Below are 25908 nucleotides of genomic sequence, written 5' to 3'. Positions count from 1 at the left end.
GCCCGCGCGCGCCCCCCCCCCCCCCCCCCGCGGGGGGGGCGCCCCCCCCCCCGCCCCCCCCCCCCCGCCCCGGCGGGCCCCCGCCCCCCCCCCCCCCCCCCCCCCCCCCCACAACTGCATTCTCGGCCCGCCGTTTCTGCCGACTCGGCGGGGCTTGTCAGGCCCGGCAGAGGCAGAAGGTGTGGCCGGCGGGGTCGAGGAAGACGCGGAAGGACTCGCCGGGCTGGACCTCGTGCTTGGTGGCGCCGATCGCGAGGACCTCGGCCTCGGCCTTGTCGAGGTCGTCGACGGTGACGTCGAGATGCGTCTGCTGAGGTACGTCCTGGCCGGGCCACTTCGGAGCCTGGTAGTTGTCGACGCGCTGGAAGTCCAGCGATCCGCCGTCGCCCCAGGCGCTGGCCCAGCCGCCGTCGTCGTCGACCTTGGACTCCCATCCGAGGAGCTGTGCGTAGAAGGTGGCCAGGGCTGCCGTGTCGGGACAGTCGATGACCCACTGAGGAGTGCGTGCGATAGCCATGGGACCGACGTTACGAGCGGTTCCGGACGTTCCGCTTCCGCCTGTCGCGGCGTCGTCTCAGAAATATACAGTCAGGGTTGACTGTTTGTTTCTGGCGCGGCAGAGTGCGTGCCTGTGAGCCAGGCCACCCGCGTTCCTCAGGAGCAGCGCACCCGCGCGATGCGGGCCCGCCTCCTCGACGCCACCGTCGAGCTGCTGGCCGAGCGTGGCTTCGCCGGCACCTCGACCACGCTCGTCTCCCAGCGTGCCGGGGTCTCCCGCGGAGCGCAGCTGCACCACTTCCCGGCCAAGAACGACCTGGTCGTGGCGGCGGTCGAGCACATCACCGAGGCCCGCGGCGAGGCGCTGAAGGAGGCTGCCGGGGCGCTTCCCGGGGGCGGGCAGCGTACGCGCCACGTGCTCGCCATGCTCGCCGAGCAGGTCACCTCCCCGGTCTTCGCCGCTGCCCTGGAGCTGTGGGTGGCGGCCCGCACCGACGAGCAGCTGGCCGCGGCGGTGGGTCCGCTCGAGCAGCGCATCGGCCGCGAGCTCCACCGGGCCACGGTCGAGCTGCTCGACGTGGACGAGTCGAAGCCTGGGGTGCGCGAGCTCGTGCAGGCCACGCTCGATCTCGTCCGCGGACTGGCTCTGGCTGACACGATTACCGACGACGCTGCCCGACGAGAGCGGATCCTCGATCACTGGGCCGAGGTCATGGAAAGAGAGCTGCGATGAGCCTGCTGGACGACCTGTTGAAGGACCTCTCCGCGGAGGGGTTCGAGCTACGCCAGGTGGTGGCGGGCCTGAGCGAGTCGGGCTGGCGGGAGGCGACGCCGGCCGCGGGCTGGGACGTCGCCGCCCAGATCGCCCATCTGGCCTGGACCGACGAGGCCGCGCTCGCCGCGACCGAGTGGGTGGCGGGTGACGCGACCGCGTGGGACGAGCTGGTCACCGAGGCGCTCAAGAATCCCGAGGGCTACGTCGACGAGGCCGCGCTGGCGCTGGCCACGATGCCGGCGACGGACCTGTTGGAGCACTGGGACGGCGTACGCGGTGAGCTCGCCGGAGCGCTGGCGAACGTCCCGGCCGGGCAGAAGCTGCCCTGGTTCGGGCCGCCGATGTCGCCGGCCTCGATGGCGACCGCGCGGTTCATGGAGACCTGGGCCCACGGGCTGGACGTGCGCGAAGCGCTCGGTCTGACCTACGAGCCCAGCGACCGCATCAAGCACGTCTGCCACCTCGGCACCCGCACCCGTGACTTCTCCTACGGGGTGCACGGCCTGACCCCGCCGAGCGACCTCTTCCGGGTGTCGCTCACCGCACCGTCCGGTGAGGTCTGGGAGTGGGGGCCCGAGGATGCGGCGCAGAGCGTCCGTGGCCCGGCGTACGACTTCGCACGCCTCGTCACCCAGCGCATCCACCGCGACGACACCGCGCTCGAGACCACCGGCGACGACGCCGAGAAGTGGCTGACGATCGCCCAGGCGTTCGCCGGTCCCACCGGGGACGGGAGGCCCAAGAAGTGATCAACATCGGCAACTGCTCCGGTTTCTACGGCGACCGGTTCTCGGCGATGCGGGACATGCTCGAGGGCGGCCGGCTCGACGTGCTCACCGGCGACTATCTCGCCGAGCTGACCATGCTCATCCTCGGCAAGGACGCCCTCAAGGACCCGACGACGGGCTACGCCAAGACGTTCCTGCGCCAGGTCGCGGACAGCATCGACCTGGCCCTGCAGCGCGAGGTCAAGATCGTCTCCAACGCCGGCGGTCTCAACCCCGCCGGGCTCGCCGCCGCCATCGAGGCGCTCGGGACCCGCGCCAAGGTGGCGTACGTCGACGGCGACGACCTCCGCGGTCGGCTCGACTCCCACCCCGACGCCCTGACCGCCAACGCCTACCTCGGGGCCTTCGGGATCGCGCACGCGCTCGAGGCCGGCGCCGACATCGTCGTCACCGGTCGCGTCACCGACGCGAGCGTCGTCGTCGGGCCGGCGATCGCCCACCACGGCTGGAAGCGCGACTCCTACGACGAGCTCGCCGGTGCCGTGGTCGCCGGCCACGTGATCGAGTGCGGCACCCAGGCCACCGGCGGCAACTTCTCCGGGTTCCTGACCATGTCGCCCCAGGCCCGGGCGCGTCCGCTGGGCTTCCCGGTCGCCGAGATCGCCGTCGACGGCTCCTCGATCATCACCAAGCAGGACGAGACCGGCGGTACGGTCACGGTCGACACGGTCACCGCGCAGCTCCTCTACGAGATCCAGGGTCCGCTCTACCTCGGTCCCGACGTCACCACCGACCTGACCTCGATCCGGCTCGAGGAGGTCGGGATCGACCGGGTGGCGATCACAGGCGTGACGGGCACCCCGCCGCCGGCGACGCTCAAGGTCGCCGTCAACTCGCTCGGGGGCTACCGCAACTCCGCCGAGTTCGTACTCACCGGCCCCGACATCGACGCCAAGGCCACCTGGCTGCGCGACCAGCTCGACGCCGAGCTCCCGATCGGGCCCGACTACACCTGGTCGACCTACCGCATCCCCGCGCCCGACTCCCCGACCGAGGAAGGGGCCGCCTGCATCCTGCGGCTCTCCGCACGCGCCGCGGACGCCGACGCCGTTGGGCGCGCGCTGACCGCCCCGGCCATCGAGCTGGCGCTCGCCTCCTACCCGGGCTTCCACGTCACCGCGCCTCCGGGACGGCCGTCTCCGTTCGGGATATACAAGGCTGCGTACGTCCGGCGCGACCGCGCCACCGAGACCGTCCACCTCCCTGACGGTTCGACCTACGAGGTCCCGTCCCCCCTCGCCTACGCCGAGGCGTCACGTACGTCGGCCGAAGCGTCACGCGCGTCGGCCGAAGCGTCACCCCCGGCGGACGAGGTGACCACTCGGCCGACCGGAGCGACGTCTCGGCGAGCGCTGGGGGATGTGGTCTATGCCCGGTCCGGGGACAAGGGCGGCGACGCCAACCTCGGGCTCTGGGTGCCGCAGGGGCGGCCGGAGGCGGCCGTCGAGTGGTTGCTGGACACCGTCACCCCGGAGTGGGTACGGGAGCTGCTGCCCGAGTCCGAGGACCTGGCCATCGACATCACGCCGCTGCCGCACCTGCGGGGCGTGAACATCGTCATCCATGACCTGCTCGGGGACGGCGTGGCCGCCTCGACGCGGTTCGACCCGCAGGCGAAGGGGCTGGGCGAGTGGGCCCGGAGCCGCTACGTAGACATTCCGGAGGGGCTTCTGTGAGCAACGACCTTTTCGAGCTCGGCGCCGAGTTCGCCCGCCGCGAGGTCTTCCCCGACCTGCAGGAGTGGGAGGACAACCAGGAGATCCCGCGCGAGCTCCACCAGGCCGCCGCCAAGCAGGGTCTGCTCGGGATCGGTTTCCCCGAGGAGGCCGGCGGTGAGGGCGGTGGGCTCGCCGACACCGTCGCGGTGACCGAGGGGCTGATGTCCGAGGGCGCCTCCTCGGGTCTGCTCGCGGGCCTGTTCACCCACGGGATCGCGCTGCCGCACATCGCCAAGCACGGCTCGCCCCACCTCATCGACACCTACGTGAGGCCGACCCTGGCCGGCGAGAAGATCGGCAGCCTCGCGATCACCGAGCCCGACGGCGGCTCCGACGTCTCCCACCTCCGCACGACGGCAACACGCGACGGCGACGAGTTCGTCGTCAACGGCGCCAAGACGTTCATCACCAGCGGCGTCCGCGCCGACTTCGTCACCACCGCCGTCCGCACGGGCGGGAAGGGCGCCGGCGGCATCAGCCTGCTGGTGATCGACAAGGACACCCCCGGCTTCACGGTCACCCGCAAGCTCGCCAAGATGGGCTGGCACTGCTCCGACACCGCCGAGCTCGCCTTCGAGGACGTACGCGTCCCCGCGGCCAACCTCGTCGGCGACGAGAACGCCGGGTTCATCTACATCGCCGAGGCGTTCGTGACCGAGCGGATCGCGCTGGCCGTGCAGGGCTACGGCACCGCCGCCCGCTGCCTGGCGCTCACCATCGACTACTGCCGCCAACGCGAGACCTTCGGCGAGCCCCTGATCAAGCGTCAGGTCGTACGCCACAAGCTCGTCGAGATGCACCGGCAGGTCGAGGTGGCCAAGGCCTACACCCACGCCGTGGTCGCGAGATACGACCGCGAGGGGTCGACCCAGGCCACGATCGCCGAGGCGGCGCTGGCCAAGCAGACAGCGGTCGAGGCCTGCACCTGGGTCGTCGACCAGGCCGTCCAGCTCCACGGCGGGACGGGATACATGCACGGGACCGAGGTCGAGCGGCACTACCGCGACGCCCGGATCCTGCCGATCGGAGGAGGAGCCACCGAAGTGATGACGGACCTGGCCGCCAAGCTGTTGGGACTGGACCGATGAGCGGACACAGAGAGGCGCTCCTCGAGAAGATCGACGCCCTGGACGCCGAGCACGCCAAGGCAGCGGCAGGCGGCGGCGAGAAGTACGTCGCCCGCCACAAGGCCCGCGGCAAGCTCCTCGCCCGCGAGCGGATCGAGCTGCTCCTGGACGAGGGCAGCCCGTTCCTGGAGACCCAGCCGCTGATCGGCTGGGGCAGCGACTTCCCGGTCGGTGGCTCGATCATCACCGGCATCGGTGTGGTCGAGGGTATCGAGTGCATGATCGTCGCCAACGACCCGACGGTGAAGGGCGGGGCGCTCAACCCCTACTCCCTCAAGCGCTCCTTCCGGGCCGCCGAGATCGCCGAGAAGAACGGTCTTCCGACGATCAACCTGACCGAGTCCGGCGGCGCCGACCTGCCCACCCAGAAGGACATCTTCATCCCGGGCGGCAAGGGGTTCCGCGACCTGACCCGGGCCTCCGCCCGCAAGCAGCCGACCATCTCGGTGGTCTTCGGCAACTCCACGGCCGGAGGTGCGTACGTCCCCGGCATGAGCGACTACGTGATCATGGTCAAGGAGGGGGCGAAGGTCTTCCTGGCCGGCCCGCCGCTGGTGAAGATGGCCACCGGCGAGGACACCGACGACGAGTCGCTGGGCGGCGCCGAGATGCACTCGCGCATCTCCGGCTCCTCCGACTTCCTCGCCGTCGACGAGCACGACGCGATCCGGCAGGCGAGGCGCGTCGTGGCCCGGCTCAACTGGCGCAAGCGCGGTCCCGAGCCGAAGGCGAGCTACGAGCCCGAGCTCGACCCCGACGGCCTGCTCGACCTGATCCCGACCGACCTCAAGGAGCCCTTCGACCCGCGCGAGGCGATCCTGCGGATCGTCGACGGGACCGGGCCCGACAACGAGGTGCCCTTCGACGAGTTCAAGCCGCTCTACGGCTCGAGCCTCTGCGTCGGCTGGGCGCGGCTGCACGGCTACGAGATCGGCATCCTCGCCAACGCCCGCGGCGTGCTGATGAGCGAGGAGGCCCAGAAGGCGGCGCAGTTCATCCAGCTCGCCAACCAGAAGGACACCCCGCTGCTCTTCCTGCACAACACCACCGGCTACATGGTCGGCACGGAGTACGAGCAGGGCGGCATCATCAAGCACGGTGCCCTGATGATCAACGCGGTCTCCAACTCCACCGTCCCGCACCTGACCGTGATCATGGGCGCGTCCTACGGCGCGGGGAACTACGGCATGAACGGCCGTGCGTACGACCCCCGCTTCCTCTTCACCTGGCCCTCCGCGAAGTCCGCGGTGATGGGGCCGGCCCAGCTCGCCGGCGTGATGGAGATCGTCGCCCGCGAGTCGGCCGAGAAGAAGGGCGAGGTCTTCGACGCCGAGGGTTTCAAGGGCGTCAAGGAGATGGTCGAGGGGATGGTCGAGGAGCAGTCGCTGCCGATGTTCCTCTCCGGCCTCGGCTACGACGACGGGGTCATCGACCCGCGCGACACCCGCACCGTCCTCGGCCTCTGCCTCTCCGCCATCGCCACCCGACCGATCGAGGGCGCCATGAACTTCGGCGTCTTCAGGATGTGATTGCCGTGCCCATCGAAAACAGCATCTCTCGTCTGCTCGTCGCCAACCGCGCCGAGATCGCCTCGCGCGTCTTCCGTACCGCCCGCAAGCTCGGGATCGAGACCGTCGCGGTGCACTCCGACGCCGACGCGGCCCTGCCGTTCGTGGCGGAGGCGGACCATGCCGTACGTCTCCCTGGCAACGCCCCCGCCGAGACCTATCTCCGCGCCGACCTCATCATCGAGGCGGCGAAGGTGGCCGGTGCCGACGCGATCCACCCGGGCTACGGGTTCCTGTCGGAGAACGCCGACTTCGCCCGTGCCGTCGAGGCAGCCGGCCTGGTCTGGATCGGACCCGCGCCCGAGTCGATCGAGCAGATGGGCTCCAAGATCGAGGCCAAGAAGATCATGGCCGCTGCCGGGGTCCCGGTCCTGGAGGCACCGGCTTCGCCCGTCGAGTCCGACCTTCCGCTGCTGGTCAAGGCCTCCGCGGGCGGCGGCGGGCGCGGGATGCGGATCGTCCGCTCGCTCGACGCTCTCGGCACCGAGATCGCCAAGGCCGAGGCCGAGGCCGCGTCCGCCTTCGGGGACGGAACTGTCTTCGTCGAGCCGTACGTCGAGGCCGGCCGCCACGTCGAGGTCCAGGTCGTCGGCGACGGTGCCGGGAACGTCGCCGTCTTCGGCGAGCGTGACTGCTCGGTGCAGCGTCGCCACCAGAAGGTCGTCGAGGAGTCCCCGGCCCCGCTGCTGCCGGACGCTGTCCGGTCGGCGCTGCACGAGGCCGCCCGGAACGCTGCCGCGGCGATCGACTACCGCGGTGCCGGGACCGTCGAGTTCCTCTACGACGCCGCCTCGGAGCGGTTCTGGTTCCTGGAGATGAACACCCGCCTGCAGGTCGAGCACCCGGTGACCGAGCTGGTGCACGGGGTCGATCTGGTGGAGCTGCAGATCGCGGTGGCCGAAGGTGGAGGTGTTGGTTTCGACACGCCTTCGCCTAGCGGCTCCGGCGGCTCAACCAGCGGGGTCGTCGGGCATGCGGTGGAGGTGCGGCTCTATGCCGAGGACCCGACCGCCGACTATCAGCCGCAGTCGGGCGTCCTGACGAAGCTGGAGTTCGCCGGCGACGCCAGGGTGGATGCCGGCTACACCTCGGGCTCCGAGGTCAGCACCTTCTACGACGCGATGCTGGCGAAGGTGATCGTGCACGCGCCCACGCGGGACGCGGCGATCCGCCGACTGGTCTCGGTGCTGCGTACGGCCAAGATCCACGGGCTGGTGACCAACCGGGAGCAGCTGGTCGGGATCCTCGGGTCGGAGGCCTTCCGGTCCGGTGAGGTCAGCACGGCTCTTCTCGCGGAAGAAAAATTCCTTCCGCACACGGAGGACCCCGGCGCTCCGGTCGCCGCGGCGGTCGCGCTGGCGGAGGCGACCAGGCGGCCGGGTATCCCGGTGGCTTGGCGCAACGTCACCAACCAGCCGCAGCGGACGGTCTTCGAGGACGGCACTGAGGACGGCCTCGTCGTCGAGTGGTACGGCACCCGCGACGGCTATCGCATCGACGGCTTCGAGGTCATCGACGCAGGTCAGACCCGGGTTGTGCTCGAGAAGGACGGCCTGCGCGCGACGTACGAGATCTCGGTCGACGGTGACCGTATCGACGTCGACGCGCCGTTCGGTCACACCGCACTGCGGAAGCGCTCGCGGTTCACCGACCCGGCCACCCAGACCCAGCCGGGAAGCCTGCTGGCGCCGATGCCGGGATCGGTCGTCAGCGTGCTCGCCGAGGCCGGCAGCAGCGTCGCCGAGGGCCAGCCGCTGCTGGTCCTGGAGGCGATGAAGATGCAGCACACGGTGACCGCGCCCACCGACGGCGTACTCGCTCAGATCAACGTCAAACCAGGAAGCCAGGTCGCCGCCGGCGAGGTGCTGGCCGTCGTAGAGGAGGCAGAATGACCACCGCGTTCACAGAGCCCGAGGAGCGGACCGCGCTGCGCGAGGCGGTGGCGAAGCTGGCCGGGAAGTACGGTCACGACTTCGTCGCCAAGCAGGCCCGTGAGGGCGGCAAGATGACCGAGATGTGGCTCGAGATGGGCCGCCACGGGTTCCTCGGCGTCAACATCGCCGAGGAGTACGGCGGCGGTGGCGGTGGCATGAGCGACCTGGCCGCCGTGCTCGAGGAGGCCGCGACCGCCGGCGCCCCGCTGCTGATGATGGTCGTCAGCCCCGCGATCTGCGGCTCGATCATCGGTCGCTGCGGCACCGAGGAGCAGAAGAAGCGCTGGCTTCCCGCCATCGCCGACGGGAGCCTGCTGATGGCCTTCGGGATCACCGAGGCCGACGCCGGCTCCAACTCCCACAAGATCACCACCACGGCCAAGCGTGACGGCGACAGCTGGGTGCTGAACGGCCAGAAGACCTTCATCTCCGGCGTCGACGAGGCCGACTCGGTCCTCATCGTCGCCCGGACCGAGGATGCCAAGACGGGCAAGCTCAAGCCGGCCCTCTTCGTGGTCCCGACCGACTCCGAGGGCTTCACCAAGCAGGTCATCCCGATGGCCTGGGAGGCGCCGGAGAAGCAGTTCACGCTCTTCATCGACGACGTACGCCTCCCCGCCGACGCCCTCGTCGGCGACGAGGACGGCGGCATCTGGCAGCTCTTCGCCGGCCTCAACCCCGAGCGGATCATGGGCGCCGCCCTCTCCTGCGGGATGGCGCGCTACGCACTGGGGAAGGCAGTGGCGTACGCGGCGGACCGCTCGGTCTGGAAGGACGCCCCGATCGGCTCCCACCAGGGCATCGCGCACCCGCTCGCGAAGGTCAAGATCGAGCTGGAGCAGGCTCGCCTGCTGTGGCAGAAGGCCGCCGCGCTCTACGACGCCGGTGACGACGCCGGCGCCGGGGAGTACGCCAACATGGCCAAGTACGCCGCCGGCGAGGTCGCCTGCAACGCCACCGATGCCGCGGTCCACACCCACGGCGGCAACGGCCTCACGGTCGAGTACGGCCTGGCCAACCAGCTCGTCGCCGCCCGCCTCGGCCGGATCGCCCCGGTCAGCCGGGAGATGATCCTCAACTACATCGCCATGCACACCCTGGGGCTCCCGAAGTCCTACTAGACGTCGGTCGAGCCGCGAGCGCCAGCGAGCGTGTCGAGACCAACACGGTCGCCTATCGCGCACGATGGGACTGTGTTGGTCTCGACACGCCTCCGCCTAGCGGCTCCGGCGGCTCGACCGACGGGTGTTACTTCTTCGGCTCGATGATCACGATCGTGCTGAGGATCTTGTCGGCGAAGGTCTGGCGCTTGTCGTCCCACAGCGGCCACAGGTAGCCGATGTAGCAGGCGAGCTGGTCGAGGTAGTGGACGAAGAAGCGCCCGATCGAGAACCAGGTGCCGAGGACCTGGCCGTCGGCCTCCTTGACGACCTTGATGCCGAGGACGCCCTTGCCGATCGAGTAGCCCGTCTTGCCCTGCTTCAGGCCGTAGTTCCAGAACAGGAAGGCGAGACTCACCAGGAAGCCGATGAACATGAGGAGCCCGCCGATGGCCATGAGGGCCCCGTTGGGCTCGCCGGCCGGCGTGTACATGCCGGTGTTCGGGTCATACTCCGAGGAGCCACCCGCGGCGGCTCCGCCGATGAGCAGGCCGTAGCCGATCCAGAACGGGATCATGGCCACCGCGCCGACGAGTCCGTCGATGATGAAGGCACCCGCGCGTGCACCCCAGGAGGCGTACGGCGGGGTCGGGGCGCCATAGCCGTAGCCGGCCGGGGCGGCGCCGTAGCCGGTCGGAGCGGCGGGAGCGGCGCCGTAACCCGGCACGGGCGGAGGCGGCGGAGCGCTGGGCTGACCGTAGGCCGGCGCCGGCGGCGGAGTCGGCGGCAGGGGCTGGCCGGAGGGGTCCTGCGGGGCGCCAGGAGGCGGGCCGTAGTTAGACATGGGGCCGAGTATGGCCACATCGGAACCCAAATGTCAGCGCACACGCCTGGGCCACCTGCCGTTAGGAACGCGGCTCCCCGACGACCAGCGTCCCGACGAGCTTGTCGGCGAGCGTCTGCCTCCGCCTGTCCCACAGGGGCCACAGGTAGTTGACGAGGCAGACGACGGAGCCGAAGAACAGGAAGGCGAAGCCTCCGTAGTACGTGAGGAAGATCAGCACCCAGCCGATCGCGTTCAGAGCCTGCCGGAACAGCGTCAGCGGAACGCCGGCTGCCGACCCGGGGTCCTTCCCGACGAGCTTGATGCGCAGCAGGCGCTTGCCGATCGTGTGCCCGGTGCGGCCCTGCCGGATCACCTGGTTCCAGATCGCGAAGGCGAGAAAGCCGAACCATCCGGCCACGATGGCCAGGACTCCGAGCCCGGTGACGATGAAGCCGGACTCACGAGCCAGGCCGCCGCCCACGCTGGCGACGAGATAGAACGGCACCAGCAGCACGGCGTCCGCGAGACCACTGGCCATGCGCTGAAACCAGGCCGCCAGCGGCGGGCCGGAGGGGACGTACGCCTGCTGTGCCCAGGGCGGGGCCTGCGGCTGCGGTCCACGAGCGGGGTCCTGCGGTGCGCCTGGCGGCGGCCCCGGCGGCGGGCCGAAGTTGGACATCTGGTGGGTCATCTCCTCGAGTGTGCTGGCCTGCTGACCTGACCGAGGTTCAATCTATCGGGTTGCACAGGGGTTAGCCTGACCCTTATGGCTGGAGCGGCGACGGCAATGGATCGGGCTCAGCGCCGGTTCCCGCCGGTCGCGTTCCCGCTGGCTGTGCTGTACAAGTTCTGGGACGACCAGGGCAACAACCTCGCCGCGATCATCACCTACTACGCGTTCGTTGCCGTCTTCCCGATCCTGCTGCTCGCCTCCTCGATCCTCGGTTTCGTGCTGGAGGGCAACCCGGACCTACAGGAGGCGGTCCTCGACACCGCGCTGGCGCAGTTCCCGATCATCGGCGACCAGCTCGGCCGCAAGGAGCTCACCGGATCGACCGGCGCGATCATCATCGGTGGCATCACGGCCCTCTACGGTGCGCTCGGCCTCGGCCTCTCGTTGCAGAACGCGGTCAACACAGCCTGGTCCGTGCCGCGCAACAGCCGTCCCAACCCGATCCTGCTGAGGGTCCGGTCGCTGCTCATGCTCGCCGCAGGCGGTCTGGCCATCATCTCGGTGACCGCGCTGTCACTGGTGCTGAGCCGCACCGACTTCCTCGGGTTCAAGGCGGTCGACGTCGGCTACTGGCTGGTGATCCTCGGCACCGTCGTGATCGTCACCGGCATGCTCTGCGTCGTCTTCCGGATGGCCACCACGCGCGACCATGCCCTCGGCCACGCCCTTCCGGGGGCGCTCACGTTCGCGCTGCTGTGGCAGGTACTGCAGTACTTCGGTGCGGAGTTCGTCCAGCACGTTCTCGCCGCCACCCGTGGCATGAACCAGACCTTCGCGCTGGTCCTCGGTCTGGTCGCCTTCCTCTACATCGCGGCGCTGATGGTGGTGATCTCGATCGAGGTCAACGTCGTCTACTCCCGTCACCTGTGGCCGCGCGCGCTGCTGACCCTCTTCACCGACGACGTCGAGCTGACCGAGGCCGACCGCCGCGCCTACGCGAGCTATGCCCTCATGCAGCGCCACAAGGGTTTCGAGACCGTCGCGGTCACCTTCGACGGGCCCGACGGCAACAGCCACGAGATCGTCATGGACCCCTCCTGGCTCCGCAAGACCGCTCGGCAGATCCGTCGCCGCGACGAGTTCAGCCAACCCCTGCCGCCGACCAAGCCGCCGCCCCCGGTGCCGCCGGGCCAGCTCCGCGCGCTGCCGCATCCCGACGATGGCGAGCCGGAGCGGCGTACGCCTTAGAGGTGCCTGCGCAGCGGCACGAAGCGATACCAGCCGTGGCCGCTGAGCCGCGCCGTGCCGGTCTCGTTGCGTTCGACCAGCATCATCAGGCCGGCGACCGGGACCACCATCCGACCGGGCGCGGCCAGCTGGTCCATCAGCTCGTTCGGCAGCGCGTCGGCCTCGGCGGAGACGAGGATGCGGTCGTACGCAGCCTGCCGGGGCCACCCGAGGACCCCGGGCTTCGCCTTCTCGATGCGGGCCCACGGCTGGGCGGTCGCGGCCAGGTTCCGGCGGCCGAACCTGACCAGGGACGGCTCCAGCTCGACCCCGATGACGCTGCCCTGGGGGGTGGTCAGGTAGGCGAGCAGGGCGGTGGTCCAGCCCGACCCGGAGCCGACGTCGAGCACCTTGTCGCCCGGTTCCACCTGGAGGAGTCGCAGCATGTCGGCCACGGTTCGCGGCTGCGAGTTGGTCTGCCCGTGGCCGATCGGAAGCGGCTCGTCGAAGCCCGCGAAGCCACGCTCCTCGGGTGGGAGGAAGCCCTCCCGGGGGATGGCGGCGAACGCATCGAGGACCGGGTCCACAGGTCCAGTCAATCACCGTAAGGTCTGCCCCATGACTGAGTCGCCAGAAACCAACGCAGAGCTCGTCCACCTCGAGGTCGTCGACGGTGTCGCCACCATCACCCTCGACTCGCCGGCCAACCGCAACGCGCTCTCCCGCCAGCTCGTCACCGAGCTGTTCGAGGCGCTGCACGCGTCCGACAAGGACACCTCGGTCAAGGCGGTCGTGCTCCAGGCAACCGGCACCGTCTTCTGCTCGGGCGCCGACCTCTCCGAGGCCGCGACGGTGCCGATGGAGGAAGGAACCCGCGGGATCGTACGTCTCCAGCGCACCATCGTCGCCCTGACCAAGCCGGTCGTGGCGAAGGTCCAGGGCCCCGTGCGCGCCGGCGGCCTCGGGCTCGTGGCCGCCGCCGACATCGCGATCGCCGCCGACACCGTCTCGTTCGCGCTCACCGAGGTCCGGCTGGGGCTGGCCCCCGCCGCGATCTCCCTCTCGATCCTGCCCCGGATCGACGCCCGCGCCGCCTCCCGCTACTTCCTCACCGGCGACAAGTTCGACGCCGCCGAGGCCGCCCGCATCGGCATCCTGACCGCCGCCGTCCCGGCCGAGTCGCTCGACGACGAGGTCTCCGCCATCACCTCCTCGCTCCTCGAAGGCTCCCCCCAGGGCCTACGCGAGACCAAGCGCCTCATGGTCCGCGGCCTGGTCGAGCACATCGACGCCGGCGGCGAGGAGATGGCCGCCCTCTCCGCCCGCCTCTTCGGCTCCGACGAGGCCCGCGAGGCGATGACCGCGTTCCTGTCTCGTAAGCGGTAGCCGATTGGCGGCACCCGTGCCCGCATAACACCACGTCGGGGGTAGAGTTACCTCCTTGCCGTGCGCCATGGGGGGCGCACGGCGGGTGTGGATCTTTGTGACGGGGGAACATCCAGTTGAACGACAAGCTGGCTGAGCGCGAGATCGCTCAGGAGCAGGGGTTCGTAGATCGTGTCTACCTCCAGCTGGGGGAGTCGGCGCGCGCTGCGCAGGAGCTGGCCGCAGAGGGCCGCGACCGTGGACGCCTGGGGCATGAGGGCGGACTGGTCGAGCGCGACGCGTTCGCCTTCCAGGCGGCGCGACGCATCGCGCAGCTCGATGCTGCTCACGAGGGGCTGGTCTTCGGCCGCCTCGACCTCGATCCGTCGGTCGACCCGGAGCCGCGCTACGTCGGCCGCATCGGTCTGCGCGACGCCGAGCGTGACTCGCTGCTGATCGACTGGCGGGCGCCGGCGGCAGCGGTGTTCTACCAGGCCACCGCGGTCGAGCCGAGGTCGGTGATCCGGCGGCGGGTGCTCCGCTCCGAGGGAAAGAGCGTGATCGGTGTCGAGGACGAGCTGCTCGACGCCGAGGCGCTGGAGAGCTCCGGCGCCGACCTGCCGATCGTCGGCGAGGGCGCGCTGATCGCCCAGCTCAGCCGCGCCCGGGACCGCACGATGCACTCCATCGTCGCGACCATCCAGGCCGAGCAGGACAAGGCCATCCGCGCGCCCGGCAAGGGCGTCACGACCATCTCCGGCGGTCCTGGCGTGGGCAAGACCGTGGTGGCTCTCCACCGGGCCGCCTACCTGCTCTACACCGAACGTCGCCGCTACGAGTCCGGTGGCGTGCTCATCGTCGGCCCGTCGGGCGTCTTCATGCGCTACATCGAACGCGTCCTGCCGAGCCTCGGTGAGACCGCGGTGGCGCTGCGTTCGCTGGGTGAGGTCGTGGACGGCGTGCGCGCGACCTGGCACAACGACCCCGCCGTCGCCGACGTGAAGGGCTCGGCCCGGATGGCCGAGGTGCTGCGACGTGCCTCGCGCCAGCAGGCGCCGGGCTCCCCGCGCGAGTTCAAGGTCTTCTACCGCGACGACTCGCTGCGACTGGACGGCAAGCGCCTCGGTGACCTGCGGCGCCAGCTGATGGGGCAGGGTCGGCGCAACCAGCAGCTGCGCCGCGTACCTCAGCTGCTTCTCGACATCCTCTGGCGTCAGGTACGCGGCGAGCGCGGCCGCGAGCGAGGCCGCGAGGTCTTCAACGACGAGATGCTCGACAACCCCGCCTTCCTGGAGTTCGCCGCCACCTGGTGGCCGGCGCTGGAGGCGCGCGAGGTGCTCGGCTGGCTCCGTGACCCGGAGCTCCTCGCTCGCGTCTCCGAGGGAGTCCTGACCCACGACGAGCAGCAGCTGCTCCTCAAGTCGTGGGCCGGCCGGGGGCTGAGTGACGCCGACTTGGCCATCGAGGACATTCCGCTGCTCGACGAGCTCCGCTACGCGATCGGCGACATCCCCGAGCAGGTCGCCGACGAGCGGGACGCCGACCAGAGCGGCATCGACATCGCCGAGCTGATGACCGCCTCCGACCGCGAGTTCTCCTCGGGCCGGGGCTGGCGCCCGCCGACGTACCGGATCGACGACGACCCGTTCGCCCACATCCTCATCGACGAGGCCCAGGACCTCACCCCGATGCAGTGGCGGATGGTCGGCCGGCGGGGACGTACGGCCTCATGGACCATCGTCGGCGACCCCGCCCAGTCCTCGTGGCCGGTGGCGGCGGAGGCCGAGGCCGCCCGGGCCAAGGCGCTCGAGGGCAAGCCGGTGCACGCGTTCCACCTGTCCACGAACTACCGCAACTCTGCCGAGATCTACGGCTTCGCCGCCGCCTACGCCGAGCGGGTCGGGCTCGACGCCGACCTGCCCACCGCGGTCCGCTCCACCGGCGTCGAGCCGCGGGTCATCGAGCATGCGGTCGACCTGGAGCAGGCCACCCGGGAGGCGGTCGGCGAGATCGCGTCGCAGGTCGGCGGCACCGTCGGCATCGTCGTCCCGGTCGCGCGCCGCTCGGAGGTCAACTCGTGGCTAGCGTCCTGGTCCGAGTTCGCTGAGGACGCGTCCAGCGCCGCGGCGTCCGCGGCCGACCCGACCTCGGTGCCGTCCGGCGAGGACCGCATCGTCGTCCTCACCGGCCTGGACACCAAGGGCCTCGAGTTCGACGGCATCGTCGTGGTCAGCCCCGACGAGATCGAACGCGAGTCGGCCACCGGCCGCGCCACGCTCTACGTCGTCCTCACCCGTGCGACCCAGCTGCTGACCACCGTCTCCTAGAGGGCGGCGATCCAGGGGTGGTCCGGAAGGGTCTGCTCGAGCGCGCGCCGCAGCCAGCGGCGCCGGCGGTCCTCGAGCAGCGGCACCGCGTTGTCGAAGTCGAGCTGGTCCTTCGAGCGGAGCCCCGGGGCCTTGTAGAGGAGCTGGATCTCGGGTTGGAGATAACGGATCCCGGCGCGCTCCCAGACCGCCTCGGACATCGGCATCCGGATCGACTCCTCACGCCGATAGACCCACTCGTCGGCGGTGCCGGGGTTGAGCAGCAGGTCGTACTCCCACGGGTCCTGGGCGCTCCGCCGCGTCCAGACCTGACCCTCGGTCTCCCACAGAACATCGTCCGCGGCGCCGTCGGGATCGTCGTCCGGGAGTAACGGACGCAGCGCCGCGGTGCCGGCGGCCCATACGTCGAAGCGCCCCGCCAGATGCTTGCGCAGCACGGCGAACTCGCTGCGGAGCACACAGGTGTCGGTGTCCTCGTGGTCGCGCCCGATGCCGGTGAACGCCTCGATCGCCCAGCCACCGGCGATCCACCAGGTGCCGGGATAGCCCTCGAAGAGAGCAGCCACATCGGCCGGCGTACGTGAGGCCCAGGGGCCGTAGAGGCGCTCGAACTCGTCGTTGCTCAGATCGTTGACGACCACCCGCGGAGCCTAGCTGCGCGGGTGGTACGTCGCGACTACATCAGTCGACGGCACCTTGTGAATCATTCACAAGGTGCCGTCGACTGATGTAGCGGGCCGCAGCAGACGTCAGCCGACCGAGGGCTTGGCGTCCGCGGTGACCTCGAGGCCCTCGGCGAACTCGACGAGCTGTTCGTCGGTGAGGTGGATGGTGTTCCACATCTGGATGACGACGGTGAAGTCGCGGTAGGCGTACTTGAGCATCGTGGCGCCGTCGGGGGTGGTGACGAGCGTGGCGGGCCGGCCACCGACGGTGGTGTCGGTCGAGTCCTCGGCCTCGGACGTGGTCGACTCCAGGGTCACCACGATCTTGTCCTGGAAGTCGCTGATGGAGGACTTGTCGTCGGGGCGGGCGACGGCGAGGACGTACTGGTCGGATCCTTGCAGCACGAACCCCTCGGGCACCTTCGCCACGGTGTAGCCGGGCACCTGGGTCCCGTCGTAGTCGACGAGGCGCACGTTGTCGGCGGCCTGGACCGTCGGCGTGCCCCCGTTGTCGGAGGTCAGCGCGATCCCGCCGAACGCGCCGCCGACGGCGAGGGTCAGGGCGGCGGCACCGAGCGCGCCGCGCTTGATCCGGCGCCGGGAGAGCGCCTGATGGCCGCGGCGGAGGTCGGCGGCGGCATCCTCGGTCGGGGCGGCCGGGGACGGGGTCAGGCGGGCGAGGCGGTCGATCACGTCGTTCATCGGGAGTCTCCTGTCAGTTGGGTGGGGGTGAGCAGCGCCCGGAGCTTGTCCAGGCCGCGAGCGGTCTGGGACTTCACGGTTCCGGTCGAGCAGTTGAGCGCGTCGGCGACCTCGTCGACCGAGAGGTCGTGGACGTGCCGGAGCACGACGGCCGCGCGCTGCCGCGGGGGGAGCTCGGCCAGCGCGGCGACCAGCTCGGGATCGACCATCGCCGGGTCCTCGACCGGGGCCTCGGGCAGCGAGACCGCGCCCTGCTCCCGCCGGAAGAACGGGCGCCTGCGGTGGTCGGTCAGGCAGTTGACCAGGGTGCGGCGAGCGTACGCAGCGGGCTGCTGCGACGCTCGTCCCCAGGCCAGATAGACCTTGACCAGCGTCGTCTGGACCAGGTCTTCGGCCAGGTGGGCGTCGCCGGCGGTCAGCAGCCGGGCAGTGCCGACGAGCGGCGCGCGGTGGCGGCGTACGAAGGCCTCGAATTCGGCGTCTTGGGAACGTCTCACGCACTGTCAACGGATCGGGGGCGTTGCGGGGTTGCACGGGAACCCGCTTTCACCATCCGAATCGAATGGGTCCGGCGTCAGCGCGCGGATTAGGCTCATCCCATGACGACCCAGACGCCTGCCAAGACCGCGATCGAGGAGATCACGGGGCACGAGGCGTGGGCGATCATCCGCCGCTCCTCGCGGGCGGGTGACCGGGACACGGTCGGCATGCTGGCAGGCACCCGGTCCGTGGTCGAGTCGCTGCTCGACGTACCTCTCGAGGAGGGCGCCCCGGAGCCGGGGAAGGTGGCCGACCGGCTGCTCGCGGTGCCGTTCCGGCAGGTGAGCGAGCGGGGCTTCGAGGCCCACGACGACGGCACGCCGCTGGTGGTCGTCGACGTGGAGCGCGAGTGGGAGTTCTCCGTCGCCGAGGCGGTCGAGGCGCTTCCCGACGTCCCCGTGGAGTTCGTGGACCGCGGTGGGTTCGACGTGGACGACGACACCTATGCCGACCTGGTCAAGACCGTCATCGAGGACGAGATCGGCCAGGGCGAGGGCGCCAACTTCGTGATCGGCCGCCACTACCGGGCCCAGCTCGACGACTGGAACCACGACCGCGCGCTCACCGTGCTGCGTCGTCTTCTGGAGCGCGAGCGCGGGGCGTACTGGACCTACTGCTTCTTCACCGGCGACCGCTACCTCATCGGCGCCTCGCCGGAGCGGCACGTGAGCGTCCACGGCGGCGACGTCCGGATGAACCCGATCTCCGGCACGTTCCGGCTGCCGCGCGATCTCGAGGGAACGCCGGAGAAGATCGCCCACGACCTCAAGGGGCAGCTGACCGACTTCCTGACGGATCAGAAGGAGGTCTACGAGCTCTTCATGGTGGTCGACGAGGAGCTCAAGATGATGTGCGACATCTGCGACCAGGGCGGCCAGGTGCTCGGGCCGTTCCTGAAGCCGATGTCGCGGCTGATCCACACCGAGTACCTGCTGGCGGGTCGCTCGGCACGGGACCCGCGCGAGATCCTGCGCGACACGATGTACGCCGCCACCGTCACCGGCTCGCCGGTGGAGAACGCCTGCCGGCTGATCAAGAAGTACGAGCCGGAGGGCCGTGGCTACTACGGCGCCGCCCTCGCGCTGCTCGGCCGTGACGAGTCCGGTGCACCGACCGTCGACAGCCCGATCGTGATCCGCACCGCGGACGTCTCTGTCGACGGCCAGCTCAAGGTGAGCGCCGGAGCGACGCTGGTGCGCGACTCCGACCCGAACTACGAGGTCGCCGAGACGCACGCCAAGGCCGGCGGGATCCTGTCCGCCTTCGGGCTGGTGCCGGCCGCGCCCACGCTCGCCCAGGACGTCTCCGAGCTGGTCAACGACGAGGACCTGCTGCTGACCCTGGCCGCCCGCAACCGCCGGCTGTCGTCGTTCTGGCTCACCGACCAGGCCGACGAGGAGCCCTCGGCCCACCTCGCCGGCAAGCACGCGGTGATCCTGGACGGCGAGGACGATTTCGTACGCATGCTGCGCCACGTCCTCCGGGTGCTCGGGATGACCTCGTCGGTCGTCCGGCACGAGGACTACGAGGACGGTGCCTTCGCGGGAGCAGACCTCGTCATCGTCGGGCCCGGACCGGGCGACCCGCGCGACGGTTCCGACCCGAAGATGGCCAAGCTGCGCGCTGCGGTCGCCTCGCTGCTCGAGACCGAGCAGCCGTTCCTGGCGGTCTGCCTCGGCCACCAGGCGCTGTGCCACCAGCTCGGGATCGGGCTGCACTACAAGGACATCGTCTTCCAGGGCACCCAGACCCGCGTCGGACTCGGGTTCGGCGGACGGCCGCGTCGCGAGCGGGTCGGCTTCTACAACACCTTCGTCGGACGGGTGGGATCCACCGAGCTGCCCGCGGGGGTGTCGGTCGATGCCGATCCCGAGTCGGGCGACATCCACGCCATCTCCGGGCCCCACTACGCCGGCATCCAGTTCCACGCGGAGTCGGTCCTCACCGAGCGCGGCTACGACCTCATCCACGACGTCGTCAGCGACCTGCTCGCACAATGAGCGCGCGGGTGGTGGTGGTCGATCACCACGACTCCTACGTGTGGAGCCTCGTCCACATGATCGCGCAGGTCAGCGGTGAGATGCCGGACGTCGTCGAGCACGACGAGGTGAAGCTCGGGGACCTGGCCGGCTACACCCATGTGGTGCTCTCGCCCGGGCCCGGCCATCCGGCCGAGCCGGCGGACTTCGCGGTCGGGCGGGACGTACTCCTGGACGCGGGGCGGCCCGTCCTCGGGGTCTGCCTGGGCATGCAGGGCCTGGTGACCGCCTACGGCGGCGTCGTCGGCCGGATCGAGCCCGCCCACGGCGAGGTGGCTCGGGTGACGCACGACGGGCGGGGGGCCTTCGCGGGGATCCCGTCGCCGCTCGAGGCGGTCCGTTACCACTCCCTGGCGGCCGTCTCGATCCCCGACGTCCTGGAGGTGACGGCCCGTTCCGAGGACGGGGTCGTGATGGGCGTACGTCATCGCGAGCTGCCGCTCGAGGGCGTCCAGTTCCACCCCGAGTCGGTGCTCTCCCAGCACGGGGCGGCGATGGTCGCCAACTTCTTGGGTCGACCGGAGCCACGATGAGCGTCGAGGACCTCTTCGCCGAGGTCGCCGCCGCCCACCCCCGCTGCGTCTGGCTCGACGGCGGCGGCGCCCGCGAGTGGTCGGGCACCCGGTCCCTGATCGGCTGGCTGGAGGACGACGACGTCTCGCTGACGTACTCCGCCTCGCGCCGCGAGGTGCTGCGCCACGCCGGCGGTCGGTTCGAGGTGGTCGGCGACGACATCTGGCAGGTCCTGGAGAGCGAGGTCGGCCCGGGGGAGCAGTGGTTCGGCTACCTCGGCTACGCCTGCCGCGCGGACCTCCCGGCGACCCCGTCGACCGACGTACCCGACGCCGTCTGGATGCGCCCGTCGCACGTGCGGATGTTCGACCATGTCGGGGTAGTCCGGGAGCGAACTGCCCATATACCGGCGAGTAATAGGCAGTTCGCTACCGGACTACACCGAGATGCCGCCTACGCCGCCGCCTTCGACCAGGTCCAGGAGGCCCTCCGGGCCGGCGACACCTACGAGGCCAATCTGACCTACCGCACCACGGTCGACGTCGAGGCCGACCCGGTGGAGACCTATCTGCGGCTCCGGAGCATCAACCCCGCGCCGTACGCAGGGTTCCTTCAGCACGACCTCGCGAACCATCGAGCGTGGCTGCTGAGCTCTAGCCCCGAGCGGTACGCCGTCATCGACGCCGACCGCACGATCGAGACGAGGCCGATCAAGGGCACGACCCCGCGCGGCGCCACCGCACAGGAGGATGCCGCCAACGCGGAGCTGCTGCGGACCGATCCGAAGCTTCGCAGCGAGAACCTGATGATCACCGACCTGCTCCGCAACGACCTGGCGATGGTCTGCGAGCCGGGGACGGTGGAGGTGCCCGGGCTGATGCAGGTGGAGTCCTACGAGAGCGTGCACCAGCTCGTCACCACCGTGAGCGGTCGGCTCAGGGAGGAGATCACCACGATCGGGGCGCTGCGCAGGCTCTTCCCCGCCGGGTCGATGACCGGTGCGCCCAAGCTGCGCACGATGGAGGTCATCGAGCGCGCCGAGCGCGAGCTGGGCGGGCCGAGGGCGGCGTACGCCGGTGCCTTCGGCTGGATCTCCGGCGACGGGCCGGCCGATCTGGGCGTCGTCATCCGCACGCTGACGACCCACGACACCCACACCTGGCAGATCGGCACGGGCGGCGGGATCACGGTCAGATCCGACGTCGCCGAGGAGGCCGCCGAGGCGCGGTTGAAGGCCGATCGGGTGCGCGCTTCCCTCGGCAGATGATCAAACAGGTGAAAAGACGGCGACACGTTGAGACGGCGGCCGTTGTCTATTGGATCGTTCATAAAACGAGGACTACCGTGGACTCATCATGGCGACCATCGATGACAAAGCGCTGCCACATGTGATCGTGCTCTTCGGTGCGACGGGTGATCTGGCGCGCCGCAAACTCCTGCCTGGCCTGCTCAGACTCAACGAGGCCGGGCTGATGACGGATGCCCAGATCGTCGGCACATCGCTCGAGGATCTCTCCGACGAGCAGTTCATCGAGTTCGCTCGCGAGGCGTGCGAGGAGTTCGGCAAGGGCGACATCACCGACGAGCGCTGGGCGGCGTTCGGGGGGATGCTCTCCTACGTCTCGACCAAGGAGGGGCCGCACGCGCTCGCCGACGCGGTGAAGCTCGCCGAGAAGAAGCTCCAGGGGCTCGGCAGCGACGTGCGCCGCCTCCACTACCTCAGCGTCCCGCCGAAGGCGGCCCAGGACGTGATCCGTCAGCTCGAGGAGGCCGACCTCGTCGAGCGCGCCCGGATCATCATGGAGAAGCCCTTCGGCACCGACCTCGAGTCGGCCAAGGAGCTCAACGCCAAGATCCACGAGGTCTTCTCCGAGGATCAGATCTTCCGGATCGACCACTTTCTCGGCAAGGAGGCCGCGCAGAACATCCTGGCCTTCCGCTTCGCCAACGGTCTCTTCGAGCCGATCTGGAACCGCAACTTCATCGACCACGTCCAGATCGACATCCCCGAGACGCTGGGCCTGGAGGGACGCACCGCGTTCTACGAGAGCACCGGCGCCTACCGCGACATGGTCGTGACCCACCTGATGCAGGTGCTGGCGTTCATGGCGATGGAGCCGCCGACCTCGCTCGCTCCCGACCCGATCGGCGAGGAGAAGAACAAGGTCTTCCGGTCGATCCGGCCGCTGGACCCGCGCAACGTGGTGCGTGGTCAATACTCCGGCTACCGCGGCAAGAACGAGGTCGCCGACGACTCCGACACCGAGACCTTCATCGCGATGAAGGTGATCATCGACAACTGGCGCTGGGCGGGCGTGCCGTTCTTCCTGCGCACCGGGAAGAAGCTGGCCGAGGGCGCGCGGATCATCTCGATCGCGTTCAAGGAGCCGCCGCTGACGATGTTCCCGGCCAACTCCGGCGCCGGCACCCAGGGCCCCGACCATCTCACCTTCGACCTCGCCGACCAGTCGAAGATGTCGCTGTCGTTCTACGGCAAGCGCCCCGGGCCCGGCATGAAGCTGGAGAAGCTCTCCATGCAGTTCGCCACCCAGGAGACGAGCTCCTCGACCGGCGTACTCGAGGCGTACGAACGCCTCATCCACGACGCCATGCGTGGCGACCACACGCTGTTCACCACCGCCGAGGGCATCGAGACGCTCTGGGAGATCTCCCAGCCGCTCCTCGACAACCCTCCGCCCGTACGCCTCTACGCACCCGGCTCCTGGGGCCCCAACTCGATCCACCAGCTGATCGCCCCCCACGCCTGGCGCCTCCCCTTCGAGCGCTCCTGGCGCGAGACGAAGAAGCCCTAGCCGAGAGGGCGCGCAGGCTACGGGGCGTTGGCGCTCAGCTGCTCGAGGAGGGCCTGGGCGGCGCGATCCATGGCGTCGCCGTCGTACGGCTCCAGGTCGACGGAGTTGAAGCTCTGGATCAGGGTGCCGTTCTGGACGAAGCCGGTGACGGCGTACGAGTTGACGCCCTGCTGCTTGACCAGCCGGGCGTCCTCGGCGCCCTTGACCTCGGGCTCGCTGACCTCCTTGGACTTCACGTCCATGGTCTTCCACGCTTCCGCGAGGGTGCCGTCGAAGGGCAGGTAGTTCAGCTCGTACGCGGTCCCGCCCGACTCCTCGGGAAGCAAGGCGCAGCGGGGTGCCGCCGAGGTGCCCTTCTCGACGCGGAGCTGGGCGCCGAGGGCCTTCTCGACCGGGGTAATGTCGAGCCCGTCGCACGGGTTGAACGTCTCCTTGGAGGCATCCCCCGAGGCCGACGCGGAGGCGGCGGCGTCCGGATCGGAGGGCTCCTCGGCTCCACAGGCAGCGAGGGAGAGCAGCGCCAGCAGAGCGGGCGCGAGGACGGCGTACTTCAAGAGTTCAACCCTCAATCGTTCGACACAGTCGTGGGCGTTTCGGTCGGCCGAGGAGAGGCCGAGCCGGGCAGTCGCATGGTCATCCGTGCGCCACCCTGCGGGGAACGGGCTGCTGAGACCGATCCGCCGGTGCGCTCGGCGACCTGCCGGACGATAGCGAGGCCGAGCCCGGAACCGGGCATCGAACGGGCCTCGGTCGAGCGGTAGAACCGGTCGAAGACGTAGGGGATGTCGTCCTCGGCGATGCCCGGTCCCTCGTCGTCGACGTTGAGCACCCCGGCGTGGAGGGAGACGTGCACCGTGCCCGACTCGGGCGACCACTTGGCGGCGTTGTCGAGCAGATTGGTGACCGCACGTTCCAGCGAGCTGGCATCGCCCATGACCCACCAGGGCGCCATCTCCTCGGTGAAGGTCACCGACGGTGCGCGCAGTCGTACCCGGGAGATCGCCCGGTCCACGACCTCGGAGAGGTCCAGTGTCTCCAGCGTCGGCTCGGCCGGTGCGTCGCGGGCCAGCTCGACGAGATCTCCGATCAGGTTGGTGAGCTCCTCGATCTGGGCCCGGATGTCGCCCAGCAGGTCGGCCCGCTGCTCACCCGAGATCGAGGCGTCTGCCTGGGTGAGGAGCTCGACGTTGGTGCGGAGCGAGGTCAGCGGCGTACGCAGCTCGTGCGAGGCGTCCGCCACCAGCTGTCGCTGCCGGTCCCGCGAGGCGGAGACGGCGGACAGCATCCGGTTGAACGACGTGGCCAGCCGGGCGATCTCGTCGTCCCCCTCGACCGGGAGCGGGGTGAGGTCCTCGGTCGTCGCGATCCGGTCTACCGAGGCGGTCAGCCGCCTCACCGGCCGCAGTCCGCCCGCTGCCACGAGCCAGCCCGCGAACGCTGCGGCGACGACACCTGCGGCGCCGAAGAAGAGCACGACGAGCCCTAGCCGCTTGTACATCTCCTGCTGCGGCCCCAGCGACTGGGCCAGCATCAGCGCGGAGTTGCTGTCGGGGATCGGGACGGTGACGACCCGGAAGACGCCTACCTTGGTGGAGACCGTACGGACCGACTGCTTGGCCTCGCGCTTGGCCACCGCCTCCTCCGGCACGCCGGGTCGAGGGAACGTGCCCAGCGTCGGCGACCAGTAGTTGTGGGAGTCGTCGACTTCGGCGACCTGGATGTCGCCGGCGTTGAGTACCCAGGTCGGGAAGGCCGCGCCTGTTCGTGCGTCCTGGATCGACGCGGTGTTGGCCGCGGCGGAGGTGGCCCGCGTGAGCAGCGACTCATCCATGTTGGCCTGCAGCTGGATGCGTACGACGAAGTAGAGCCCGACCGCGATCAGGGCGATCGACCCGGCGACCGCGAGGGTCGTCAGCAGAGTGACCCGGCCCGCCAGAGAGCCGCGGTAGCGCGAGCTGGTTGCCGGCATGGTCACGGCGCTGCTCACGGCTCCTTCAGGACGTAGCCGATGCCGCGTACGGTGTGGATCAGCCGGGTCTCACCCTCGGCCTCGGTCTTGCGGCGCAGGTAGCCGACGTAGACCTCGAGCGAGTTGGCGGTCGTCGGGAAGTCGTAGCCCCAGACCTCTTCGAGGATGAACGACCGATCGAGTACGCGGCGGGGCCGGCGCAGGAACATCTCCAGGAGCGTGAACTCGGTGCGGGTGAGCTCGATGGCGCGTTCGCCCCGGGTCACCTCACGGGTGGTGGTGTTCATGGACAGGTCGGCGAAGTGCAGCGTCTCCTCGTCGTCCTCCCCGACCGGGGCCGCCCGGCGCAGCAGCGCGCGCAGCCGGGCCAGGAGCTCCTCGAGCGCGAACGGCTTGGTGAGGTAGTCGTCGGCCCCCGCGTCCAGTCCGTCGACCCGGTCGCCGACGGCGTCACGGGCGGTCAGCACCAGGATCGGTACGTCGTTGCCGGCGGCTCGGAGCGCCTTGGTGGCCTCGATGCCGTCGAGGCGGGGCATCATCACGTCCATCACGACCACGTCGGGGTCGTGGTTGGCGATGCCGGCGAGCGCCTCGGCGCCGTCGCCGGCCAGGGCGACCACGTAGCCGTTGAACTCCAACGACCGGCGCAACGACTCACGCACGGCCTTGTCGTCGTCGACGACCAGCACGTGCGGCTTGTCGCCGGTGCTGTCGCTGGACCCATCACGGGGGGTGGCAGGG

24 protein-coding genes are annotated in these 25908 nt (G+C 70.1%); 14 read left to right on the top strand and 10 right to left on the bottom strand.

The features are described from left to right. Positions 1–157: 157 nt before the first annotated feature. A complete protein-coding gene (locus tag ACIRON_RS27430) occupies positions 158–517 on the bottom strand; it encodes a VOC family protein (RefSeq protein WP_091043414.1) in 360 nt (119 codons plus the stop codon). 114 nt (positions 518–631) lie between these two features. On the opposite strand from ACIRON_RS27430, the gene ACIRON_RS27425 reads away from it, so the two are divergent. Genes ACIRON_RS27425 through ACIRON_RS27395 form a run of 7 tightly spaced genes read left to right on the top strand, consistent with a single transcriptional unit; the run spans position 632 to position 9529 of the window. Next, the gene (locus ACIRON_RS27425; RefSeq protein WP_402997532.1) at positions 632–1231 is read left to right on the top strand and encodes a TetR/AcrR family transcriptional regulator; all 600 of its coding nucleotides are present in this window, start codon (positions 632–634) and stop codon (positions 1229–1231) included. Then, entirely contained in the window at positions 1228–2022 is a 795-nt protein-coding gene (locus ACIRON_RS27420) for a TIGR03084 family metal-binding protein (RefSeq protein WP_402997530.1), read from the top strand. Before ACIRON_RS27425 ends, ACIRON_RS27420 begins: the two co-directional genes overlap by 4 nt. Next, positions 2019–3737: an acyclic terpene utilization AtuA family protein gene (locus tag ACIRON_RS27415; RefSeq protein WP_402997528.1), complete on the top strand. Its 1719-nt coding sequence runs from the start codon at positions 2019–2021 to the stop codon at positions 3735–3737. Before ACIRON_RS27420 ends, ACIRON_RS27415 begins: the two co-directional genes overlap by 4 nt. Next, positions 3734–4867 (top strand): acyl-CoA dehydrogenase family protein, encoded by a 1134-nt coding sequence (locus ACIRON_RS27410; protein WP_402997525.1) that lies wholly within the window; start codon positions 3734–3736, stop codon positions 4865–4867. The genes ACIRON_RS27415 and ACIRON_RS27410 overlap by 4 nt, the downstream gene beginning before the upstream one ends. Then, positions 4864–6435 (top strand): acyl-CoA carboxylase subunit beta, encoded by a 1572-nt coding sequence (locus ACIRON_RS27405; protein WP_402997522.1) that lies wholly within the window; start codon positions 4864–4866, stop codon positions 6433–6435. The genes ACIRON_RS27410 and ACIRON_RS27405 overlap by 4 nt, the downstream gene beginning before the upstream one ends. A gap of 5 nt (positions 6436–6440) precedes the next feature. Next, positions 6441–8366, top strand: a complete 1926-nt coding sequence (locus ACIRON_RS27400; RefSeq protein ID WP_402997519.1) for a biotin carboxylase N-terminal domain-containing protein — start codon at positions 6441–6443, stop codon at positions 8364–8366. Continuing rightward, positions 8363–9529, top strand: a complete 1167-nt coding sequence (locus ACIRON_RS27395) for an acyl-CoA dehydrogenase family protein (RefSeq protein ID WP_402997517.1) — start codon at positions 8363–8365, stop codon at positions 9527–9529. Before ACIRON_RS27400 ends, ACIRON_RS27395 begins: the two co-directional genes overlap by 4 nt. Before the next feature lie 127 nt (positions 9530–9656). On the opposite strand, the gene ACIRON_RS27390 is transcribed toward ACIRON_RS27395, so the two are convergent. Continuing rightward, complete coding sequence (locus ACIRON_RS27390; protein WP_402997515.1) at positions 9657–10352, bottom strand: RDD family protein; 696 nt, start codon at positions 10350–10352, stop codon at positions 9657–9659. Between the two features lie 61 nt (positions 10353–10413). Next, on the bottom strand, positions 10414–11025 hold the full coding sequence (locus ACIRON_RS27385) for an RDD family protein (protein WP_402997512.1): 612 nt from the start codon (positions 11023–11025) through the stop codon (positions 10414–10416). A 96-nt stretch (positions 11026–11121) separates the two neighbouring features. On the opposite strand from ACIRON_RS27385, the gene ACIRON_RS27380 reads away from it, so the two are divergent. Continuing rightward, complete coding sequence (locus ACIRON_RS27380; RefSeq protein WP_402997509.1) at positions 11122–12255, top strand: YihY/virulence factor BrkB family protein; 1134 nt, start codon at positions 11122–11124, stop codon at positions 12253–12255. Here ACIRON_RS27380 and ACIRON_RS27375 read toward each other — a convergent pair. Continuing rightward, entirely contained in the window at positions 12252–12833 is a 582-nt protein-coding gene (locus ACIRON_RS27375) for a protein-L-isoaspartate O-methyltransferase (RefSeq protein ID WP_402997506.1), read from the bottom strand. The two genes, ACIRON_RS27380 and ACIRON_RS27375, sit on opposite strands and share 4 nt — an antisense overlap. A gap of 19 nt (positions 12834–12852) precedes the next feature. Here ACIRON_RS27375 and ACIRON_RS27370 point away from each other — a divergent pair, with 19 nt between their 5' ends. Then, entirely contained in the window at positions 12853–13620 is a 768-nt protein-coding gene (locus ACIRON_RS27370; protein WP_402997503.1) for an enoyl-CoA hydratase family protein, read from the top strand. 116 nt (positions 13621–13736) lie between these two features. Beyond that, positions 13737–15926: a HelD family protein gene (locus ACIRON_RS27365; protein ID WP_402997500.1), complete on the top strand. Its 2190-nt coding sequence runs from the start codon at positions 13737–13739 to the stop codon at positions 15924–15926. Here ACIRON_RS27365 and ACIRON_RS27360 read toward each other — a convergent pair. The 3 genes from ACIRON_RS27360 to ACIRON_RS27350 all read right to left on the bottom strand — a co-directional run bounded on the left by ACIRON_RS27360 (position 15923) and on the right by ACIRON_RS27350 (position 17790). Beyond that, positions 15923–16567, bottom strand: coding sequence for a hypothetical protein (locus ACIRON_RS27360; RefSeq protein ID WP_402997497.1), 645 nt, complete (start codon positions 16565–16567; stop codon positions 15923–15925). The genes ACIRON_RS27365 and ACIRON_RS27360 overlap by 4 nt on opposite strands. 108 nt (positions 16568–16675) lie before the next feature. Continuing rightward, positions 16676–17293: a hypothetical protein gene (locus tag ACIRON_RS27355; RefSeq protein ID WP_402997495.1), complete on the bottom strand. Its 618-nt coding sequence runs from the start codon at positions 17291–17293 to the stop codon at positions 16676–16678. Then, on the bottom strand, positions 17290–17790 hold the full coding sequence (locus tag ACIRON_RS27350; protein WP_402997492.1) for a SigE family RNA polymerase sigma factor: 501 nt from the start codon (positions 17788–17790) through the stop codon (positions 17290–17292). The genes ACIRON_RS27355 and ACIRON_RS27350 overlap by 4 nt, the downstream gene beginning before the upstream one ends. A gap of 102 nt (positions 17791–17892) precedes the next feature. Between ACIRON_RS27350 and ACIRON_RS27345 the strand changes: the two genes are divergently transcribed. The 4 genes from ACIRON_RS27345 (at position 17893) to zwf (ending at position 23198) form a co-directional block, all read left to right on the top strand. Beyond that, a complete protein-coding gene (locus ACIRON_RS27345; protein ID WP_402997489.1) occupies positions 17893–19833 on the top strand; it encodes an anthranilate synthase family protein in 1941 nt (646 codons plus the stop codon). Further along, a complete protein-coding gene (locus tag ACIRON_RS27340; RefSeq protein WP_402997486.1) occupies positions 19830–20405 on the top strand; it encodes an anthranilate synthase component II in 576 nt (191 codons plus the stop codon). The genes ACIRON_RS27345 and ACIRON_RS27340 overlap by 4 nt, the downstream gene beginning before the upstream one ends. Then, complete coding sequence (locus ACIRON_RS27335) at positions 20402–21652, top strand: anthranilate synthase component I family protein (protein ID WP_402997484.1); 1251 nt, start codon at positions 20402–20404, stop codon at positions 21650–21652. Before ACIRON_RS27340 ends, ACIRON_RS27335 begins: the two co-directional genes overlap by 4 nt. Positions 21653–21740: 88 nt before the next feature. Further along, the gene (gene zwf, locus ACIRON_RS27330; protein WP_091043369.1) at positions 21741–23198 is read left to right on the top strand and encodes a glucose-6-phosphate dehydrogenase; all 1458 of its coding nucleotides are present in this window, start codon (positions 21741–21743) and stop codon (positions 23196–23198) included. Positions 23199–23215: 17 nt separating this feature from the next. Here the strand turns inward: zwf and ACIRON_RS27325 are convergent, their stop codons facing one another. The 3 genes from ACIRON_RS27325 to ACIRON_RS27315 are packed head-to-tail and all read right to left on the bottom strand — an operon-like array spanning position 23216 to position 25856. Beyond that, positions 23216–23752, bottom strand: a complete 537-nt coding sequence (locus ACIRON_RS27325; RefSeq protein ID WP_402997480.1) for a hypothetical protein — start codon at positions 23750–23752, stop codon at positions 23216–23218. A gap of 11 nt (positions 23753–23763) precedes the next feature. Further along, on the bottom strand, positions 23764–25185 hold the full coding sequence (locus tag ACIRON_RS27320) for an ATP-binding protein (RefSeq protein WP_402997477.1): 1422 nt from the start codon (positions 25183–25185) through the stop codon (positions 23764–23766). Further along, complete coding sequence (locus ACIRON_RS27315) at positions 25182–25856, bottom strand: response regulator transcription factor (RefSeq protein WP_091044290.1); 675 nt, start codon at positions 25854–25856, stop codon at positions 25182–25184. Before ACIRON_RS27315 ends, ACIRON_RS27320 begins: the two co-directional genes overlap by 4 nt. Positions 25857–25908: the final 52 nt, after the last annotated feature.

It is taken from the genome of Nocardioides sp. NPDC101246 (assembly GCF_044767415.1).
Lineage (GTDB): Bacteria > Actinomycetota > Actinomycetes > Propionibacteriales > Nocardioidaceae > Nocardioides.
The sequence above is the reverse complement of the archived record's forward strand: the minus strand, read 5'-3'. Positions and strand labels throughout refer to the sequence as shown.